This is a genomic window from Corynebacterium fournieri (assembly GCF_030408775.1).
Lineage (GTDB): Bacteria > Actinomycetota > Actinomycetes > Mycobacteriales > Mycobacteriaceae > Corynebacterium > Corynebacterium fournieri.
In genome coordinates, this window is record NZ_CP047210.1 from 1,405,086 (window position 1) to 1,424,807 (window position 19,722).

The 19,722-nt window shown below is 64.3% G+C and carries 17 protein-coding genes; 6 read left to right on the forward strand and 11 right to left on the reverse strand.

Going from position 1 to position 19,722, the window contains the following annotated elements; genetic code table 11:
- Positions 1-19 precede the first annotated feature (19 nt).
- The 8 genes from CFOUR_RS06830 to dapB all read right to left on the reverse strand — a co-directional run bounded on the left by CFOUR_RS06830 (position 20) and on the right by dapB (position 9,410).
- Complete coding sequence (locus tag CFOUR_RS06830) at positions 20-3,166, reverse strand: DNA translocase FtsK (RefSeq protein WP_290179061.1); 3,147 nt, start codon at positions 3,164-3,166, stop codon at positions 20-22.
- Positions 3,167-3,233: 67 nt separating this feature from the next.
- Complete coding sequence (locus CFOUR_RS06835) at positions 3,234-3,860, reverse strand: TIGR03085 family metal-binding protein (protein ID WP_085958134.1); 627 nt, start codon at positions 3,858-3,860, stop codon at positions 3,234-3,236.
- 40 nt (positions 3,861-3,900) lie between these two features.
- Positions 3,901-4,362, reverse strand: coding sequence for a hypothetical protein (locus CFOUR_RS06840; RefSeq protein ID WP_085958135.1), 462 nt, complete (start codon positions 4,360-4,362; stop codon positions 3,901-3,903).
- Between the two features lie 98 nt (positions 4,363-4,460).
- Positions 4,461-4,892 (reverse strand): hypothetical protein, encoded by a 432-nt coding sequence (locus CFOUR_RS06845; protein WP_143339028.1) that lies wholly within the window; start codon positions 4,890-4,892, stop codon positions 4,461-4,463.
- 85 nt (positions 4,893-4,977) lie between these two features.
- Positions 4,978-7,086 (reverse strand): ribonuclease J, encoded by a 2,109-nt coding sequence (locus tag CFOUR_RS06850; protein ID WP_290179062.1) that lies wholly within the window; start codon positions 7,084-7,086, stop codon positions 4,978-4,980.
- A 2-nt stretch (positions 7,087-7,088) separates the two neighbouring features.
- Positions 7,089-7,997 carry a 4-hydroxy-tetrahydrodipicolinate synthase gene (gene dapA, locus CFOUR_RS06855; protein WP_290179063.1) on the reverse strand — a complete coding sequence of 303 codons (909 nt, stop codon included), beginning with the start codon at positions 7,995-7,997 and terminating at the stop codon, positions 7,089-7,091.
- Between the two features lie 36 nt (positions 7,998-8,033).
- Positions 8,034-8,666, reverse strand: coding sequence for an FAD-dependent thymidylate synthase (locus tag CFOUR_RS06860; protein WP_085958137.1), 633 nt, complete (start codon positions 8,664-8,666; stop codon positions 8,034-8,036).
- Positions 8,667-9,410 carry a 4-hydroxy-tetrahydrodipicolinate reductase gene (gene dapB, locus CFOUR_RS06865; RefSeq protein WP_085958138.1) on the reverse strand — a complete coding sequence of 248 codons (744 nt, stop codon included), beginning with the start codon at positions 9,408-9,410 and terminating at the stop codon, positions 8,667-8,669. It lies immediately after the preceding gene.
- A 56-nt stretch (positions 9,411-9,466) separates the two neighbouring features.
- Here dapB and CFOUR_RS06870 point away from each other — a divergent pair, with 56 nt between their 5' ends.
- The 4 genes from CFOUR_RS06870 (at position 9,467) to CFOUR_RS06885 (ending at position 12,342) form a co-directional block, all read left to right on the forward strand.
- The gene (locus CFOUR_RS06870; protein ID WP_143339029.1) at positions 9,467-10,174 is read left to right on the forward strand and encodes an AMIN-like domain-containing (lipo)protein; all 708 of its coding nucleotides are present in this window, start codon (positions 9,467-9,469) and stop codon (positions 10,172-10,174) included.
- Positions 10,175-10,198: 24 nt separating this feature from the next.
- Positions 10,199-10,492, forward strand: a complete 294-nt coding sequence (locus tag CFOUR_RS06875; RefSeq protein WP_085958140.1) for a hypothetical protein — start codon at positions 10,199-10,201, stop codon at positions 10,490-10,492.
- Between the two features lie 124 nt (positions 10,493-10,616).
- Positions 10,617-11,393: an FAD-dependent oxidoreductase gene (locus CFOUR_RS06880; protein WP_085958141.1), complete on the forward strand. Its 777-nt coding sequence runs from the start codon at positions 10,617-10,619 to the stop codon at positions 11,391-11,393.
- 34 nt (positions 11,394-11,427) lie between these two features.
- Positions 11,428-12,342 (forward strand): oxygenase MpaB family protein, encoded by a 915-nt coding sequence (locus CFOUR_RS06885; RefSeq protein ID WP_085958142.1) that lies wholly within the window; start codon positions 11,428-11,430, stop codon positions 12,340-12,342.
- A 65-nt stretch (positions 12,343-12,407) separates the two neighbouring features.
- Here CFOUR_RS06885 and CFOUR_RS06890 read toward each other — a convergent pair whose 3' ends face one another.
- Positions 12,408-13,751 carry a DUF6114 domain-containing protein gene (locus CFOUR_RS06890; protein ID WP_230471859.1) on the reverse strand — a complete coding sequence of 448 codons (1,344 nt, stop codon included), beginning with the start codon at positions 13,749-13,751 and terminating at the stop codon, positions 12,408-12,410.
- Positions 13,741-14,316, reverse strand: coding sequence for a DUF6230 family protein (locus tag CFOUR_RS06895; RefSeq protein WP_085958143.1), 576 nt, complete (start codon positions 14,314-14,316; stop codon positions 13,741-13,743). Before CFOUR_RS06895 ends, CFOUR_RS06890 begins: the two co-directional genes overlap by 11 nt.
- A 240-nt stretch (positions 14,317-14,556) precedes the next feature.
- Between CFOUR_RS06895 and CFOUR_RS06900 the strand changes: the two genes are divergently transcribed.
- Both CFOUR_RS06900 and CFOUR_RS06905 read left to right on the forward strand, forming a co-directional pair.
- Positions 14,557-15,573: an oxygenase MpaB family protein gene (locus CFOUR_RS06900; RefSeq protein ID WP_085958144.1), complete on the forward strand. Its 1,017-nt coding sequence runs from the start codon at positions 14,557-14,559 to the stop codon at positions 15,571-15,573.
- A 97-nt stretch (positions 15,574-15,670) separates the two neighbouring features.
- Complete coding sequence (locus CFOUR_RS06905) at positions 15,671-17,254, forward strand: succinic semialdehyde dehydrogenase (protein WP_085958145.1); 1,584 nt, start codon at positions 15,671-15,673, stop codon at positions 17,252-17,254.
- Positions 17,255-17,323: 69 nt separating this feature from the next.
- On the opposite strand, the gene CFOUR_RS06910 is transcribed toward CFOUR_RS06905, so the two are convergent.
- On the reverse strand, positions 17,324-19,612 hold the full coding sequence (locus CFOUR_RS06910; RefSeq protein ID WP_085958146.1) for a polyribonucleotide nucleotidyltransferase: 2,289 nt from the start codon (positions 19,610-19,612) through the stop codon (positions 17,324-17,326).
- Positions 19,613-19,722: the final 110 nt, after the last annotated feature.

Sequence of the window (19,722 nt, forward strand, 5' to 3'; positions counted from 1 at the left end):
GCATTGGAAGAGCCATGTCCTAGAACGCACCTCCGGTCGGGTTGTACGTTGCGGTCACGGTGCGTGCGTCACCCGATCCATCAGCCCCGTCGGCGCTCTCGGCTGCCTCGCCGGAATCGTTGGCACCGGAGGCGTCGTCAAGCATGGCATCCTTCGGTGCCTCGGCGGGGTCTGCGCCCTTGATCATCCAGATGATGGTCTCCAACTCCTCGGGCTTGACCAGCACGTCGCGGGCCTTGGACCCCTCGGACGGGCCGACGACGCCGCGGGATTCCATCAGGTCCATCAGGCGGCCCGCCTTGGCAAAGCCGATGCGCAGCTTGCGCTGCAGCATGGAGGTCGAGCCGAGCTGCGAGGTGACCACGAGCTCGACGGCCTCGAGCAGGTCGTCCATGTCCTTGCCAATGTCATCGTCGATGACCTTGGCTTCCGCCTGCTTGTCGTCGGTGACGCCCTCGACGTAGTCGGGCTCCTCCTGCTGCGATTTCGCCGCATCGACAACGGCCTGGATCTCCTCGTCGGTGACGAAGGCGCCCTGGAGGCGCTGCGGCTTGCCGGCACCCTGTGGGATGAACAGGCCGTCGCCCATGCCGATGAGCTTCTCAGCTCCGCCCTGGTCCAGGATGACGCGGGAGTCCGTCAGGGAGGAGGTGGCGAACGCGAGACGCGACGGCACGTTCGTCTTGATCAGGCCGGTGACCACATCCACGGACGGACGCTGCGTCGCCAGCACCAGGTGGATGCCGGCCGCACGCGCCTTCTGGGTGATGCGCACGATGGATTCCTCGATCTCCTTCGGCGCAGTCATCATCAGATCCGCCAGCTCGTCCACCACGCACACGATGAACGGGTACGGGCGCATCTCCCGCTCGGAGCCCGGAGGTGCGGTGATCTCGCCGGAGCGGACCTTGCGGTTGAAGTCCTTGATGTGGCGCACGCGCGCGGACTTCATGTCCATGTAGCGCTGCTCCATCTCCTCTACCAGCCACTGCAGCGCCGCAGACGCCTTCTTCGGCTGGGTGATGATCGGCGTAATCAGGTGCGGAATGCCCTCGTACGGCGTCAGCTCCACCATCTTCGGGTCCACCAAGATGAGGCGGACTTCCTCCGGCGTCGCCCGCGTGAGCAGCGAGACCAGCATGGAGTTCACAAACGCGGACTTACCGGAGCCGGTGGAACCAGCCACCAGCAGGTGCGGCATCTTCTGAATCGAGCTGGCGATGAATTCGCCTTCGATGTCCTTGCCCAGGCCGATGAGCATCGGGTCGTCCTGCGCCGCGACTTTCGGCGCGTCCAACACGTCGCGCAGGCGCACCATCTCGCGGTCGGCGTTGGGCACCTCGATGCCGACGGCGGACTTGCCCGGAATCGGGGTGAGCAGGCGCACGTTGTCCGTGGCCACGGCGTAGGCGAGGTTGGACTGCAGGTTGGTGATCTTGGAGACTTTCACGCCCGGGCCGAGCTCCACCTCGTAGCGGGTGACTGTCGGGCCGCGCGAGAATCCTGTGACCTGGGCGTTGACGTTAAATTCTTCGAAGACGTCGGTGATCGCCTCGATCATGCGGTCGTTGGCCTCAGTGCGCGTCTTCGGCGCGTTTCCGGCCAACAGCAGATCCGTCGATGGCAGCGCGTAGTCGCCCTGCGGGAGCTTGCGCACCTGCTTCGGCGCCGACTGTTCAGTCTCAGACTTTGGCGTTGTCGCCGGGATCTTGGAGGCGTCGATGCCGGAGCGCGCCGCGATGGCCTTGGCCATCTGCTCGCGCGAGGAAGCTACGGCGTCGGGAGCAGTTGCTTGGCGACGTTCAACCTCCGGTTCCTCACGCTGCAGCACCTTCGTCTCGTTGTCGCGCTGCGCAGGCTCCGGAGCAGACGGAGCATTCGGTGCAGCTGGTGCGGTCGGCGCAGCAGGCGTGCGCTTCTTCGGCGCGGACGCCGGTTGAGCGGCAGGGGCCGGACGCTGCACCACAGTGGTTTCTTCCGCGGCCTGGTCGTCGACGTCGTAGCCGCTGTTGTCGTCTACCTCGTCGGCAAAGTCGAACAGGTCGTCTTCGGTGTCGCCGCCTGCCGGGTAGCTCTCCATCGGCGTCGGTTTGCGCAGCGTGCGTGCCGGCCGTGCCGGGCGGGAAGGCCGCTCGGCGGCACCGCGGCCGCGGCGTGCGGTGGTGCGCGTGTCGGCGCTTGCGCGCTCGCGCGGGTTGCGGCGGCGCTCGCGCCCCTCGGCGATGTCGTCCAGGTCGTCGGAGACGTAGCTGTAGGGGTCCGAGTCTTCGTCGTCAGGAGTGTCGGGGCTCGAAAGCATCCCGATGACGAGGTTCTTGATGTAGTCGTAGGCCTCGCGCACCGTGATGCCGGTAGCCTTCAACGCGCCGTAGACGATGACCAAGCCGAGCAAGGGAACCGCGACGTAGGAGGAAAAACCTGCGGCGAGCACGCCGCCGGTGACAGCGCCGACGGCGCCGCCGGCGAGTTTGCGCTCCGCCCATTCGGCGGGGTTGCCGGCGAAGACGTGGATCAGCCCAAGCATGCCCACCGCGATGATGGCGAACCCGAGAGTGACTCGGGCGCGCACCGCGTCAGAGGTGCGCACATTCAGCATCAGCGCGATGGCGATGCCAACCAGGATGACTGGCAGCACGAGAGCGCCCGCGCCGATGAGCCAGTGCGAGCCGGTGGAGATGAGGTCTCCCACCGGTCCTGCCACGTCGAACCAGACGGAGCCGCCGATGATGGCGGCTAGGCCGATGAGGATCAGACCCCATGCGTCCGCGTGCGCTTCAAAGGTGCTGGGCCCTTCGCGGTGTGGCCGATCCTGTTGCCCGGTGATGTGCTGGTCACGCTCCTCTCGCTTTTCCGGCATGTCAAAATCTTCGTCCCAGTTGTCCCAGTCGTCGCGGCTGCGCCTCGGGCGGCGCTCGGGTGCAGCGTCGTCACCGTCGTGGGAATGCCTCTCACGGCGGAAGAATGACCCGACACCGCGGGCGGCCGCGCCGAGCGAGCTGCCCACGACTTTGTACGCGGAGCCGACGCGCTCGTCTGCGGTGTTGGCGGCCACGTTAGATGACGTCGGCGGGTGCGTCATGGACACCGGACCGCCATAGCGGGTGCCACCGGCAGGGCGGCGTGTAGAAGACCGCGACGAGCGCGGCGCGGTGTTTTTGACAGACATGGGTGTAACTCTAACGCCTTAAGTCACATTCACCCCTTACGCCACACCGGCGACTGTGAATCAAGCGTCACAGCTTGACTTCGTAGCACTCAAAGGCGTCTACAGCTCCGGTCAGCTCCACCTCAACCGCTTTTCGGCCGGAAGCCCACAGCAGCAACTCGCCGGGCTCACCTGAGACCCGCAGCACCCTATCGCCACGCTCGGCCACACCGGCCTTGTCGCCAAGCGTCGCTGGCGGAAACGTCGGCGGAGTTAGGATCACCGGCACCGGGGCGTTGCGCAGAGTGAGTTTGCCAAAGCGCTTCGCCAGTGCGAACAGCTCCTGGTTGACCGCCTGAGAGAACTCGCGCGGCTTTACCTCTCCCCCACCGCGGCGGACATCCTCGTGGTGAATGAAGTGCTCCGAAGTGTTCATTGCACTGTCGAACGGCTTCACCCACAACGGCGGACCTGCAGCCCATTCACGCACGACTTCATCGTACGGACGCGCCTTCTGCTTTTCCGTTTCCTTGTCAGTCACACCGGAAAGGGCGTCGATGAAGATGCCGGGCGCAGCAGCCGGCTTGGCCTCACGGATGAGCAGGTGCACCGCCAGGTCGTGGGTGGTCCACCCCTCGTTCAACGTCGGCGCATCGGGGCCGACCCTTAGCAACAACGCGGCAAGACGTTCACGTTCTTTTTGAGCGAAAGACATGCGCTTTAGCCTAGCGACGTTTCATTGCCCGCCGCTCGGATTAACTGGACAGCGACGAGCCCTGAGTGCTTGACAACTCGAGCTCAAGCGCTCCCAGCTGCTTGATAATGGGCGCGAACTTGGCCACGGTCGGATCCACGGTGACGCGCTGACCGCCGGCGCCCCAGCCCAAGTCGGTGACTGGCTTACCGTCGACGTAGCAGCCGTTCCTGCCGCCCTTCGCGTTCATCAGACACATCATGGAGTCGCGGTCGTACTCGCCAATCACGCGAACCCCCTGGACTTTGTAGTCGCGGAAGCGCGGGTCGCCGAAGCGGATTACGTCGTACATCTTCCACGCGGAGGCGTAGCCGGGTTCGAACGGCACCTCGGTGCCGGGCGGCAGCGGTCGGCCACCGGTCCAGTCAACATCGTCTTGCGCGTGTGCTGCGGGTGCCAGTGCCATCGCGGCAGCCAGCGCAGCCGCGGCGATTTTCGTTGCGTTCTTCGTTGCGTTCTTCATAGGCCACATTGTGCACACCTGTCACAGATTGTGCCAGCTACTGTTGCAGGGTTGTTACTGAACCGTACGCTTTCCGCTTCTAACGTAAAACAGCCTCCCTAGAAGCTCGACAGGCTGATGCGCTCCTGCAGGTGGAGGAACACACGGATCACTGGGGCGAACGTCTTTGCCAAAGGATCAGTGGCAACAACCTTCCCGTACCGCAAGTACGTCAGCTCCGGCGCTTCCTCGCCGTCGACGTAGCAGCCCCACATGCCGGCCTTCGCGTTTTCCAGGCACAGGATCGAATCCTGGTTGTACTGCCCGACCACGCGGACGCCGGGCACGTCCTGGTTGCGGAAATTGGGGTCACCCCACTTCACCACGTCGTAGCTGCGCCACTGGGTAGCGTAACCGGGATCGAACGGTACCTGCGTTTCCGGTGGAACCGGGTGTCCCCCGGTCCAGCTGGTCTCTTCGGCGCCGGCTACTGGCGCAAGGAGGGATGCGGAAAGTACGACGGCTGCTGTGGCGCGGTTGAGGTGTCTCATGCCTCTTGTATCGCAACACCCCGAAGACGCGTTAGCCCCCTCGGCTGCCACGGGGTGGGCCGAAGGGGCGTCGCCAAGCAAATGCTTAGCGGGACTCTCGCGTCGAGGCGATTTCGTCCTCGGTTGCGGCGTGGTTGTCGGAGGACATCGGCACCACGGTCGGCAGGATCACCGGCTGACGCTTGTAGTTCTGCTCGATCGCGCGGGAGACCTTGCGGCGGATCTGCTGCACCATGCGGAACGGATCGTTCTCACCTTCAGCTGCCAAATCGCCCATCACGGCTTCGACACCCTCGATGACCTTCTTGTTGAAGTCGCGGTCGTCATCGGTGTAGCCGGTGGTGGACACCTGCGGGATCTCCAGCAGACGGCCAGTGCGATCGTCGATCACGCAGGTGATAGACACGACGCCGCCGGATGCCAGGGAGGAACGCTCCCCGAGCACGTCCGGGTCGACGTCGCCCATGGTGGTGCCGTCGACGTAGAGCTGACCCACCTGCAGCTGGCCGGCGACCTTGATCTGGCCCTTGTGCATGTCCACCACGACACCGTTTTGCGCAAGCGCCGTGTTGGACGGCTTGACGCCGGTAGAGATAGCCAGCTCCTTGTTCGCGCGCATGTGGCGCCACTCGCCGTGCACCGGCATGGCGTTGCGCGGACGTGCCGCGTTGTAGAGCGCAAGCAGCTCGCCGGCGTAACCGTGACCGGACGCGTGCACGTGCGCTTCAGCGTTAGTGATCACGTTTGCGCCGATCTGGGCGAGGTTGTTGATCACAGCGAAGACGGCTTCCTCGTTACCCGGAATCAGGGAGGACGACAGGATGATCGTGTCGCCGTCGTGGATGGTGATCTGACGGTGCTCGCGACGCGACATGCGCGACAGCGCCGCCATCGGCTCGCCCTGGGTACCGGTGGTGATAAGCACCGTCTTGTGCGGCGCCATCTTCGCAGCTTCCTCGATCGGAATGATCGTGCCCTTCGGGGCCTTGAGCAGGTTCATCTTCTCGGCGATTTCCATGTTGCGCAGCATGGAGCGGCCGTTGAACGCGACCTTGCGGTTGTTGGCCACAGCAGCGTTGATCGCCATCTGCACGCGCGAGACGTTGGACGCGAACGAAGCGATCACCACACGCTGGCGAGCAGCCGCGACCAGACGCGTCAGCGTTTCCTCAATGCCTGCCTCCGAGGCGGAGATGCCCGGGATGGTCGCGTTGGTGGAGTCGCACATGAACAGGTCGATGCCCTCGTCGCCCAGGCGGGACAGCGCCGGGATGTCCGTGGGCTTGCCGTCGTATGGAGTCTGGTCCACCTTGACGTCGCCGGTCATCACCACGTGGCCCGCGCCAGTCTTGATGGACACGCCCAGGCACTCCGGGATGGAGTGGTTGACGTGCCAGAAGCGCAGGCGGAACGGGCCGACCGTGACTTCCGAGTCCTTGTTCACGTCGTTGAGCTTCGGACGCTGGCGGTGCTCCTGCGTCTTCGCCTTAATCAGCGCGTTGGTGAACTTGGAGGAGTAGATCGGGATGTCGTGGCGCAGCTTGAGCAGCCACGGGATTGCACCGATGTGGTCCTCGTGTCCGTGGGTGACCACGAGTGCGTCGATTTTGTCCAGCTTGTTCTCAATCGGGCCGAAGTCCGGCAGCACCAGGTCCACGCCCGGCTCGTCGGAATTCGGGAACAACACGCCGCAGTCCACGATGAGCAGGCGGCCGTTGTACTCGAAGACCGTCATGTTGCGGCCGATTTCGGAAATGCCGCCGAGCGCGTAGATGCGCAGGGTGTCCTTGGCCAGCTTCGGTGGCGCCGGCAGACGCTTCGTCAGATCGGCGCCCTGCATGGATTTCATGGGGTTGCGGCGTCCGCCGCCCTGTCCCCCACCATTGCCGCCGCGGCCACGACGGCGGCGGTTGCGGGAGCTGCCGCCGTTGTTGCCTTCGTGGCCGTCGCCGCCACGGCCGCCGCGGTTGTTGCCACCGTTGCCACCTTGACGGCCACCGTTGTTACCGCCGCGGCCACCGTTGTTGCCGTTGCCGGCGCCGGCATCATTGCCGCCGTCGCGCTGCGCTGGCGTGTCGCCGCCGCCCTGTGCGGGGGCGTCGCTCGGTGCCTGGAACACCGGCTGCTGGTCGGTTGCCTCCGGCGGCCCGGCCTTGCGCGTCACCTTTCGTGCGCGGTTGCGGGGTTCATTCATCTTTATAGGACTCCAGCCTGTTTCATATCCTCGCGGAGCCGCTCGACCTGCTCGTCCGTCGCCTTGGCGACGGGCAGGCGCGGGTCTCCTACTTCGATGCCCTGCAGTCGCAGAGCTGCCTTTGCAAATGTCACGCCGCCCAGCGCGCCCTGTTGGCGCGCGAGCACGTTGAGTGTGTCGGCGTTGATTTCCCGTGCGCGGGCGAGATCGCCATTCTCGTATGCAGTCACTAATTCACGCAGTGCTTTCGGTGCGACATGCCCCACCACAGAGATCATTCCGGTCGCGCCGACGGCGAGCCACGGCAGGTTCAGCGGGTCGTCGCCCGAGTACCAGGCCAGCCCGGTTTCCTGGATCAGCGCGGAAGCGGCGAAGAAGTCGCCCTTCGCGTCTTTCATCGCCTGGATCGTCTCTACCTCCGCAAGCCTGCGGATGGTGTCGGAATCGATCGGGATACCGGAACGGCCGGGGATGTCGTAGAGGCAAATTGGCAGGTCGGTCGCCTCCGCTACTGCGCGGAAGTGCGTCTCAACGCCTGCCTGGGAGGGCTTGGAGTAGTATGGCGTGACTACCAAGAGGCCGTCTGCGCCGCCTTCTTTGGCCGCTTTTGCCATTGCCACCGCGTGCCGGGTGTCGTTGGACCCCGCGCCCGCGATGAGCTGGGCCTTGTCCCCTACCTCTTCGCGCACTGCTTTCAGCAGCGCAACTTTCTCCTCGTCTGTGGTTGTCGGGGATTCACCCGTCGTGCCTGCGAGTACCAGTGAGTCGATTCCTTGGTCAACCAAGTGGGCAGCAAGATCGCGGCCTGCTGCAAGGTCGAGTTCACCGTCGGAATCAAACGGCGTGACCATAGCAACGCCGACGCAGCCGAAGATCTCGGCTCCTCGATCAGCTTTGAGAGAAATGCCCATGACCCAGTAGGATACCTGCCCCACCGACGCAATTGCTTATCGACGTTCCCCTTCGGCCAAATCGCCGAACAACAGCGGCGCCTCGCCCCGCATGATCTCGAGCACGGCATGCGCCAATTCCCGAATTTCCTCGTGCTCGAAACGGCCGTTGTGGGCGACGATGAACTCCCGCCACGCGCGGTAGCTGCCGGTTGCCACAAGCTCGGTCGCCGCCGCAGCCGGAATCAGCGCGTTCGCCGCCTCGCGGGCGCGCTTGCGCCGCACAAGCACGTTCGGCTCGTCGGCCATCGCTTCCTCGAGCGCCTGCAGCAGTTCCCCGCGCACGAATGCGGACTCTTCCACCGCCGCTTCGAACAGCCGGGTCAGCTCCTCGTCGGCGGAGATTGCGGTCGGGGTGACAGCTCCGGTACCGGCACGCTCACTCACGGCGAGGCCGTGCCTGCGAATCGCCGCGGCAGCATCGCGGGAAACATCCTGGATACGCAGGGTGGCGCTCGCGTGCTCCAGAAGCTCTGATCGAGCGCCGACCAGGCTGTCAAAGCGCCGTCGCAGCCAGACGGCCGGAGGTACGTCGCTCAGCGAGGCGAAAGCGATCGCGGCCTCACCTGGGGTGACTTCCTCGGTCGCAGGCGTGCGCAGCGCTGTGGCCGCAACCAGATCAACCCGCATTTACAACCCGAGATACTCGTCGAGGCCGATGGTCAGGCCCGGACGGTTGGCCACTTCGCGCACGCCGGTGAGCACGCCGGGGACGAAGGATTCGCGTCCGTAGGAGTCTTGGCGGATAGTGAGGGACTGATCCGTGGTGCCGAAGATGACTTCCTCGTGCGCAACCATGCCTTGCATGCGCACCGCGTGCACTGGCACGCCGTCCACGTTGGCACCGCGGGAGCCGTCGAGCGCCTGCTCGGTCGCGTCCGGCATGTTGTCCATGCCGGCCTCGCGGCGAGCTTCCGCGATCCCCTGCGCGGTCTTGACCGCGGTGCCGCTCGGCGCGTCCAGCTTGTTCGGGTGATGGAACTCCACCACCTCAGCGGACTCGAAGAAGCGGGCCGCCTGGCGCGCAAACGCCATAGTGAGCACTGCGGAGATAGCGAAGTTCGGGGCGATGAGCACACCGACTTCTTCGTTCGCGGCGCACCAGTCGCGAACCTGCTGGTAGCGCTCGTCGTCGAAGCCGGTAGTGCCCACCACGCAGTGAATGCCGTTGTTGATGCAGAACTCCAGGTTGCCCATCACTGCGTTCGGAGTGGTGAAGTCGACGATGACATCGACGCCCTCGTCCACCAGCGTCTGCAACGAGTCCTTGCTGTCGATTTTTGCGGCAAGCTCCAAATCTTCTGCCTTGTCTACCCCGGCAACGACGGCGGAACCGACCTTGCCGCTCGCGCCGAGCACACCAACTTTGATCATGCGAATCCTTTCGTTTTGCGTCCGCAGGCCATGGTAGCCCCCGCTAGGGTGGAGTTATGTCACACCGCAGCACAGTTCTCACATCCGCACTCGCCGTGACCGCACTTTCCATAGCGGCGTGCGGCGGTCCGACCGACGACGCCTCCGGTGACGCGACCGCCGAGACCACGACGGCGACCTCCCAGACTTCTACCGCTGCATCCGCGCCGGGGACCGAAAGCTCTGCAGCGTCGCAGCCTGCGGGCAGCGAGGATCGCGCCTCGCAGACAAGCGCCTCGCAGACAAACGACGTCGCCGCCGCCGCTGCGCCGGCCGCCGGGCAAGCGAACTCGCCGTTCACGCTCGAGGACACGCACCTGGAAACCCCCGGGTACTCCGACCTGAAAATTGAGGGCATCCGGGCAGGCTCGCACGACGGATACGATCGCGTCGTGGTGGATTTTTCCGGCACCGGGCAGCCCAATGTGCTCGCCGGGTACAACGCGGATCCGCGCCAGCAGGCGTCCGGCTACCCGCTCGTGCCGGCTGGCAACGCCTATTTCGACCTGATTATCCAGGGTGTCCCGCAATCCATGTCGTTGGACGAAGCCGACATTGCCAAGTCGGATCCGGCCGGCGTCGCGGCCGGGGGCATTGCGGAAATCGCCGACGGAGGCGTGTTCGAAGCAAACGCGCAGTACGTGATCGGCCTGGACGCGAAGCGCCCGTACCACCTGTACATGCTGGACAACCCGACGCGTCTCGTCGTGGACTTTCAAAAATAGGACTTTCAAAAGTAGGAGGAGCGCATGAACCTCGTTTCGTGGCTGGGCCTCGCCTTCGTCGTGCTCTTGGCCATCGGCGGAATCGCCGTTGTGGGCAACACCTCTCGCGAGATCCAACGCAGCAACATGGACGAAGATTCGAAGCGCCGCTGGGGCTTTCTCATGGGCTTTTCACCTCTGGCCGGTGTGTACACCTACAAGCGGCGCAACGAGCTGTTCGGACACGCTGACGAAAATCCGGGCGACGCCGGTGGAGATACCGACAACACTGCAGGTAGCAAGCCAGACAACACCCCAAAACACACACCGGACAACTAAGCAAGCTCCGCACAAAATCGGCGATTTGTGTTGGGCGCGACCGCAAGAGGGTCTAGAGTGAACGGGAACACACCGACAACAGATTGTTGCCGGAGTTAAACACTCAGTGCGAAAGGTTTGCGCGATGTTCGATCCGTACCGCCGCCCCACGGTGGCTGTCGTCGGCGCCGGAATCGCCGGGTGCACTGCTGCAGCAGAATGCGCCTTTTCCGGCTTCGACACCACATTGTTTGACCGCCAGGACTACATCGGCGGGCACCTCACTTCCCCGGAGGCCGCCAACGTGTCCAAACGGCAACATTTCCGTACCCCGTATTTGAAGCTGACCAGAACTGACGGCACTCCCCGTTCCGTCATTGCCCACCTCGAGGCAGCGGTGGCGAAGTCAGGTGCGACTTTCACCGCTCGTTCCGAGGTCACCGGCGCACAGTGGAACGCGGACGAAGGCCAATGGGAAGTCACGGTGGTGCGCGACGGCCGTGAGCACACCGAGCTTTTCGACGTCCTCATCCGCGCCACCGGCGAGCCCTCCCCGTGGATCGCCGTGCCCGGGCGCAAGAACATCAGCGCCGACGAGCTCTACCTGCACAACGGTATCGACGTAGTCGGGTTGCCCAACGCCCTCTTCGTGGACTACCACACCCCGGACCCGAAGTTCGACGAGAAGTCCTGGGCCGTATTCGAGGCGCGCGGCGACTACGCCCGCCGTTACGTACGCCAGCTGGAAATCCGCGGCCCGGGTGCGCTGACGGTCAAACCGGATAAGTGGCGCGTCCAGCCCGGCACTGTCCGCGGCCTCAAGAGCGTGCTGGTCGAATTCGAGCCCGACGTGCACGACTTCACCCGCGCCGCAAACCACCAGGCCGCATCTCGTCGCCCGCTGCAAGCAACGGCCAGCTAACCAGCGCGAACACGGAAAACTACGAGGAGATCCAATGACTACCCTAAAGCCCACCGAGACAATCGCCCCCTCGACCGAGAACGCGCAGGATTATCCGTCCGACCGTGCTGCGTCGGAAGCTGCCGGCCTGCCCCTCGGCCCGGATTCGATTCTGTGGCAGCGTTTCGGCGACTGGCGCTCGATGTTTGTGGCGCTCAGTGCCGGCGTGCTCCAGATCGCCCAGCGCGACATCAGCCGCTCGCTGGTGCAGCAGTCCAACGTCTTCGACAACGAAGTCGCCCGCCTGGTGCGCTCCGCATTCCCGATCATCCGCACCGTCTATGAAGGCCCTGAGGTCGGCGCGATGATTCGCGATTTCCACAAGGACATCAAGGGCACCCATCCGGACGGTTCCCGTTACCACTCACTCAACCCCGAGGTCTACTACTGGGCACACGCCACGTTTACCGCCATGCCTTACCTCATGGCTGGCAATTTCATGCCGGACCTGACGCACGCGGAGCGCGAGCAGCTCTTCCAGGAGTCGCGCACGTGGTACAGCTTCTACGGCGTTGCGGAGCCGGACGGCGCCCCGCAGAGCTACGACGAGTACGTCGCGTATATGGACGCAATGTACGACAAGCTCGGCCCCAGCGAGACCATCGACCGCTCCCGCATCATGAACGGCCTGACGCTTGATCCGCCGGACCCATCTGTGCCGCGCTGGGCGTGGAAGCCTGTCGCTCCGTTCGCCTCGAAGCTGTTGCTGTGGGTGTCCATCGGCCTGCTGCCCGAGAAGGTCCGCAACACGCTCGGCTTGGAGTGGACCAAGGCGGACCAGCGCAAGCTCGCAGTGTTCTCCCGTGCCACGCGCGGCATCTTCTCGCTGTTGCCGCGTAAGGCGCGCATGGTGCCCATCGCCACCCGAGCGTTCGAGCGCGCGGAGGCGGAAGGCGGCTTCCACTACTAACTCTTCGCTTCTCGACGACCAAAGGCCTGCACCGCAAACGGTGCAGGCCTTTGTTTGTGCGCTCCTTAGCGCATGTAGGAGGTCAGCTTTACTGCCGGGGCATGCAGGCGCAGCCCGGAGAGGCTGACCAGTTGCAGATTGGCGTTATTGAGCGAGACCTGCTGCATCACCATGTCCGGCACTGGCACGTTGGGCACCGGCTTCGCGTCCGGGACGCCGAGCTGCTGCAGAATCGCCCCGAGATCGCCGCCGAGGTCCACCGTCAACGGCAAGGTGGGCACGTTGGCCACCGCCGGAGTTGCCGTCAGCCCCGTCGCGACGATGCGCACAGGGCCGTTGGAAAGTTTCGTTTCCACCTGCCCGGTGGTGAGCAAACCGCGTCCCGGGAAGCCCGGGATCTCGAGGGAGAGGTTGCGTGCGCGAAGCTCATCGCCCGTGAGCACGAGGGTGCGCTGCGGCACGCCGCCGACGTTGACCATGCCCAAGGTCGCGTGCACGTTTCCGGTGATGGCAACGTGATCTGCCCGCACCGTGCTGATGTTGCCCGGCGGCACGTCCTTCAGCGGCGTATCAATCGGCTGCGGGGTGAGCAGCTCGGAGACAGGGCCCGGAGCATCGCTCGGCGCAGGAGGTTGCGGCAGGCTCGGCTGCGGCAATTGAGGCGCCGAAAGCTGCGGCAGTTGGGGCGGTTGCGGCAGTGCGATGCTGGTGGGCAGCTGCGGCAGGGGCAGGCCTTCTTGGGCGTTGACCTTTGGTTCGTCGTGAAGCATGCCTGCCACAACGCTCAAGCTGGCCATTACTGCAAGCACCGATGTCGCAGCGGACGTGGGTTTGCGGCGCGAGTGCTTCGCGCCACGGTGTTTGGCATCCTTTTCCCAGCCGAGCGCCAACGCACCACCGATGATGCCCAACAGCGAACCAACGAAGAACCCACCCAGGTTCGACGTCGGCACCGCCACAATCGACACGATGATGCCCAGCACGCCCAGGTAGGTAGCCGCGTACGGCTGGAGCCAGGTGCCGATGCCGAACATGATCAACAGCGCGCCGATGAGCAGCGTCGATACGCCTGAGATGGTCGAAATCATGACCAACAGGTCTGAAATCTGCACCGTAAAATACGCCGGGGCGACCATGATGATGCCGGAGAGCAGCATGAGAAGCCCGCCAGCGAACGGCCTGGTGCTGCGCCACTCACGGAAGCGCTCGCGCCTGCTGCGCTCGTCGGAGTGCTTTGCGCGCTCCTTCGCGGCGGTTGCGCCATCGGTCGCTTCGGCACTGTCGGCACTGTCGGCGCTGTCGGCCTCGACAGTGTCGGAACTGTCAGCCTCGGCAGTGTCGCCGTCGGTGTCGTCGTCGAAGAAGTCGTCGAATTCCGCTTCGTCCTGATGCTCTTCCCTAGCAGGCATCCGAATTATCCCTCTTCACCGAAACGTTCACGCCGGATGCCTTCAGCGATTTCGCGCCCACGGAGGTGGCGCGGATATCGTCGGCGCTGAGTGACACCTTCTCCGCGAATAGGCCCCACGCGCCGGGCTGCGCCATGTCGTTGTACTTGCTGGCGTCGATGCCCACGGAGGCATCCGTCAGATCGAGGGCGCCGGAAATGTCGGTCGCGCCCACCACGAGGTCGCGCACCTCGACGCTGTTGTCGCCCTTGGCAAGCAGGCGGAATGTGCCTTCACCGATCATCGGGATATCCGGCAGCGTGGTGGACAGGCACAAGTTGGAGGCGTACGCGTGCTCGAACTTCAGGCGCGCCACCGGCAGCTGCTCCTGCGCCATCTGCTCGCCGTCCATGAAGATGGAAATCCCTTCACCGTCGAGGTGGGTCATCGTCACCTTAAAAAACGCGCCGGACAGCGCCAAGTTCGCAGTCAGGCCGCCCTGCGCCACAGCAACACCGGTGGCCCCAAAAGCCAAAAGCCCGGTGGCGAGCGCCGCGCCCGTCTTTTTCATGTTGATCTTGCCCATGTGCAGACCTTTCTTAGGGGGATGTGCACACGGCCCCAAAACGGCACCGCGCTTATGATTCGTCACACACTAGCACGCACCGACTCAATGATTTAACACAAATCATGAGTCAAGTTACCTCTGTCACCAAGCATGGCCCAGGCCAGCAGAAACATATTTCGTGACCCAGTCCGTCACTCATATGCCCCTGTGTTACGCTTCACACATCATCGGACCTTCCCCAAAAGAAAGAGGTCACTCATGTCTCAAGAAAGCTATGACGATTTGCTCGACGGCACCGTCAAAGAAGGTCGGGGGCGCGAGCTGAAGCGCGCGCCCCTCGGACCGGATTCCCTGCTGTGGCAGTGGGGCGCAGACAGCCGCCTCCAACTTCTTCGCGGCTACACGGGCGTGCTGCAGAACATGCACCCGGCTATCGGCCAGTCGCTTCTGGACCACTCCAAGTTCTTTGAAGAGCCGTTTGCCCGTCTGGAGCGCTCCACCCCGCAGATCATCGCCTCCATCTACGACGAAAGCGGCGAGTTGGGCAAGCAGATCCGCGACTACCACGTAGACATCAAGGGCAAGCTTCGCGATGGCGAGCGTTACCACTCCCTGAACCCGGAGACCTACTGGTGGGCGCACGCCACCTTCGTCTACCGCGTCATCCTCGCCCAGGAGCTGTTTGGCACCCCGTTCACCCACGCCGAAAAGGACCAGCTGGTCCGCGAGGGCGTGACCTGGTGGGACATGTACGGCCTGTCCGAGCGCCCCGTCATCGACAACTACGACGACCTGGTCGCCTACATCGACGAGATGGAGGACACTGTCCTGGAGCGCAATGAGACGGTGGACTTCGCGCTGCGCACCGCACGCGTTGAGCCGGTCAAGGCGCCGGACGGCGTGTCCGAGGCCGTGTGGAAAGTGATTTGGAAGCCGCTGATGAACAGCGTGATCTGGCTGACCATCGGCACGCTCAACGACAAGGAACGCGAGATCCTGGAGCTGGAGTGGACCAAGCGCGACCAGCGCCGCTTCGACCGCGTTGCCAACCTCGTGCGCGGTGTGTTCAAGATCCTGCCCGAGGACAAGCGCTACATGGAACCGGGCCGGTCGTTGATGATTAAAAACGGCATGATCGACGGCAAGTACAAGGAACCGAAGAAGATCACCCCGTACCAGCCCAAGAGCACCGCGGATAGCGGCGCGTCCGCGGCCGCGCCGAAAGACGGCGACGACCCGGTCGCGCAACGCCGCGCGGCAGGCTGCCCCTTCTAAACTGATCTGAGCAACCGCGCCCCAGACCCACCCAGCAGGGCCCACGGTCTGGGGCGTGGTTGTTTACACCACCGAAAACCCCGGGAGAAACACACCCATGCTTCCCAACCGCCTCAAGGAAGAAGCGCTGCCGAAGCGCTTCGTAGACGGGCTTCTCGAGCTCACCACCAATTACGCCACCGGATCCCTCACCGCCGAAGACAGCACTGTCGTGCGCTCCCCTTTCTTCGCCGACGACCTGGGCTACGTGGGAAACGGCACCGTCTCCGACGTCGATGAGGCGTTCCGGCTCGCCCGTGCCGCACAACGTCAGTGGGCCGAAACGCCTCTTACCGACCGGGTGAAGGTGTTCGAGCGGTTCCACACAATCGTGTTCAAGCGCCAGGACCTGCTCGCGGACATCGTCCAGCTCGAAACGGGCAAAGACCGCGCCGCCGCCTTCGACGAGGTGCTCGACGTACTTAACAACGCCCGCTACTACGCCAACAATGCAGAGCGTTTTCTTTCCCCCAAGCGCCGCGCCGGCGCCTTTCCGCTGATCACCACCACCAAGGAACAGCGTTACCCCAAGGGAGTGGTCGGCCAGATCAGCCCGTGGAACTACCCGCTGGCGCTGGGCATCTCTGATGCGATCGCCGCGCTGATCGCAGGCAACGCTGTGGTGGCCAAACCGGACTCCACCACCCCGTTTTCCAACATCATCGCCAAAAAGCTGCTCATCAACGCCGGTCTTCCCAGGGATCTCTTCCAAATCGTCACCGGCTCGGGCACCGTCGTCGGCGGCGCTATCGCCCAGCAGTGCGACTACTTGATGTTTACTGGCTCTACCGCCACCGGCAAGATCCTCGGCCGCACCGTCGGCGAGCGCCTGGTGGGCTACTCGGCGGAACTCGGCGGCAAAAACGCGATGATCGTCGCCCCGGATGCAGACATCGCCAAGCACGCCGACACTATTGCTACCGCGTGCTTTTCCAACTCCGGCCAGCTTTGCGTGTCCATCGAGCGCATCTACGTCCACGAATCCGTCTACGAGACGTTCTTGCGGGCGCTGCAGAAGGCAACCGAATCCATCACCTTGGGCAAAGGCCTGAACTGGGATTACTCCATGGGCTCGTTGATCCACCAGGAGCAACTGGAGCGCGTCCAGGACTTCGTCGACGACGCTGTGTCCAAGGGCGCGAACATTGTCACCGGCGGCAAGGCCCGCCCGGACGTCGGCCCGTTCCACTTCGCCCCGACCATCCTCACCGACGTGCCCGAGGACGCGAAGCTGCGTGACCAGGAGGTCTTCGGCCCAGTCGTCTACGTGCAAAAGGTGCGCGACCTCGACGAGGCTGTCGACCTTGCCAACAGCCTCAACTACGGCCTGAACGCCTCCGTCTTCGCCGCGCCGTCCACCGCCTGGAAGCTCGCCGAGCGCATCGAGTCCGGCAGCGTGACCATCAACGACGGCTACGCCTCCACATGGGCGAGCGTTTCCACCCCGCTCGGCGGCGTCAAAGAGTCCGGAATGGCGCGCCGCCACGGGCCCGAGGGCATCACCAAATACACCGAGGTGAAAAACATCTCTGCCCAGCGCATCATGCCAATGCGCGGCCCCGGCTTCCTGCCGCGCAAGTACTACGGGCAGCTGCTCACCACGGCGCTGGACCTCGGCCGGAAGCTGCGGTTTTTGCCGTAGGAAACGTCGTCAAGCAACAGCAAAAGCGGGCACCCATGAGAAAGGGCGCCCGCTTTTCGACGTCTACAGTTACTCGCCGTCCTCCACAGGCACGAGCGAGATCTTGCCGCGGTTGTCGATGTCGCGGATTTCCACCTCGACCTTGTCGCCGACGTTGATGACGTCCTCGACGTTTTCCACGCGGGTGTTGCCGCCCAGGTTGGAGATGTGGATCAGGCCGTCGGTGCCAGGCAGGATAGACACGAACGCGCCGAACGCCACGGTCTTGACCACGGTGCCGAGGTAGCGCTCGCCCACCTTCGGCATCTGCGGGTTGGCGATGGCGTTGATCTTCTCAATCGCCGCGTCCGCTGCCTCGCCGGAGGCCGCGGAGACGAACACGGTGCCGTCGTCTTCGATGGAGACCTCAGCGCCGGTGTCCTCGGTGATCTGGTTGATGGTTTTGCCCTTCGGGCCGATGACCTCGCCGATCTTGCCCACGGGAACCTTCACGGTGGTGATCTTCGGCGCCAGGGAGCTCATCTCATCCGGGCCCTCGATGACCTCAGCCATGGTGTCCAGGATCGCCTCGCGGGCGTCGCGCGCCTGGTTCAGCGCGCCTGCCAGCACAGACGACGGGATGCCGTCGAGCTTGGTGTCCAGCTGCAGCGCGGTGATGAACTCGCGGGTGCCGGCAACCTTGAAGTCCATGTCGCCGAACGCGTCCTCGGCGCCAAGGATGTCGGTCAGGGTCACGTACTCGGTTTCGCCGTTGACCTCGCCGGACACCAGGCCCATCGCGATGCCGGCGACAGGAGCTGCCAGCGGCACGCCCGCGTTGTACAGCGACAGCGTGGACGCGCACACAGACCCCATGGAGGTGGATCCGTTGGAGCCGAGGGCCTCGGAGACCTGGCGGATGGTGTACGGGAACTCCTCGCGCGACGGGATGACCGGCACCAGCGCGCGCTCCGCGAGTGCGCCGTGGCCGATCTCGCGGCGCTTCGGGGAGCCGACGCGGCCGGTCTCACCGGTGGAGTACGGCGGGAAGTTGTAGTGGTGGATGTAGCGCTTGGACACCTCCGGGTGAAGTGAATCCAGGTGCTGCTCCATCTTCAGCATGTCCAGCGTGGTCACGCCGAGGATCTGGGTCTCGCCACGCTCGAACAGCGCCGAGCCGTGCGCGCGCGGGACGAGCTGCACCTCGACCTCAAGGTCGCGGATGTCGGTCACGCCGCGGCCGTCGATGCGGAAGCCCTCGGTGAGGATCTTCTCGCGCACGATCTGCTTCATTACCGCGTTGTAAGCGGCGCGGATCTCCTTGGAAGCTGCAGCGAGCTCCTCGCGCTCGTCGTCGTCGATGTCGAAGTCGTCGATGAGCGCCTCCTCGATCTCTTCCATGTAGGCGTTCGTCGCCTCGTCGCGCTCCGCCTTGCCCTTGATGGTGAGCAGCTTGGACAGCTTCTTCGACGCCTTTTTCTCCACGGCGTTGAAGACCTTGTCGGAGTAGGCCGGGAAGAGCTGGAACTCTTTGGTGTCCTTGGCCATCTCCTCCGCCAGGCTGCGCTGGGCGCGGCACAGGGTTTCAATGAACGGCTTGGCGGCCTCGATGCCTTCGGCGACCGTCGACTCGGTCGGTGCTGGGTAGCCGGCCTCGACCTGCTTGACCACGTTCACGCCGGCGCCAGCCTCGACCATCATGATGGCGACGTCTTCTTCAGTCTTGCGGCCGCGCTTGCGCTCGACCATGCGACCGGCGACAACCATCTCGAACAGGCAACGCTCGTGCTGCTCGTGGTTTGGGAAGGCCACCCACTGGCCCTCCGGGTGCTTGTCGTCCGCCAACAGGGCCATGCGCACGCCGCCGACCGGGCCGGACACCGGCAGGCCGGACAGCTGAGTGGCGGCGGAGGCGCCGTTGATGGCAACGACGTCGTAGTACTCCTCCGGGTGCTGCGACATTACGGTGATGACAACCTGGACCTCGTTGCGCAGCCCTTTGACAAAGGTCGGGCGCAGCGGGCGGTCGATCAGGCGGCAGGCCAGGATTGCCTGCGTGGACGGGCGGCCCTCGCGACGGAAGAAGGAGCCCGGGATCTTGCCGGCGGCATACATGCGCTCTTCCACATCCACGGTCAACGGGAAGAAGTCGAAGTCCTCGCGCGGCTGGTTGGATGCGGTGGTGGTGGCCAGCAGCATCGTCTCTTCGTCGAGGTAGGTGGTCACAGAGCCGTCCGCCTGGCGGGCCAGCTGGCCGGTTTCAAAACGGATGATGCGGGAGCCGAAGTCGCCGTTATCCAGGGTGGCTACTGCCTCGGTGATGCCGAATTCCTCGTCCACCTGGACGTCGAAAGTATTCTTGGGCTTGAAGTTGCTCAAAAGGATCCCTCTCCTTGAAGGTTTCTGGCGATCATCGGTGCCGCCTGTGTCGTGTACTCGTGCAACGGCCAATGATGATAACAAAAAACGCCCCACCACGCAGGTGAGGC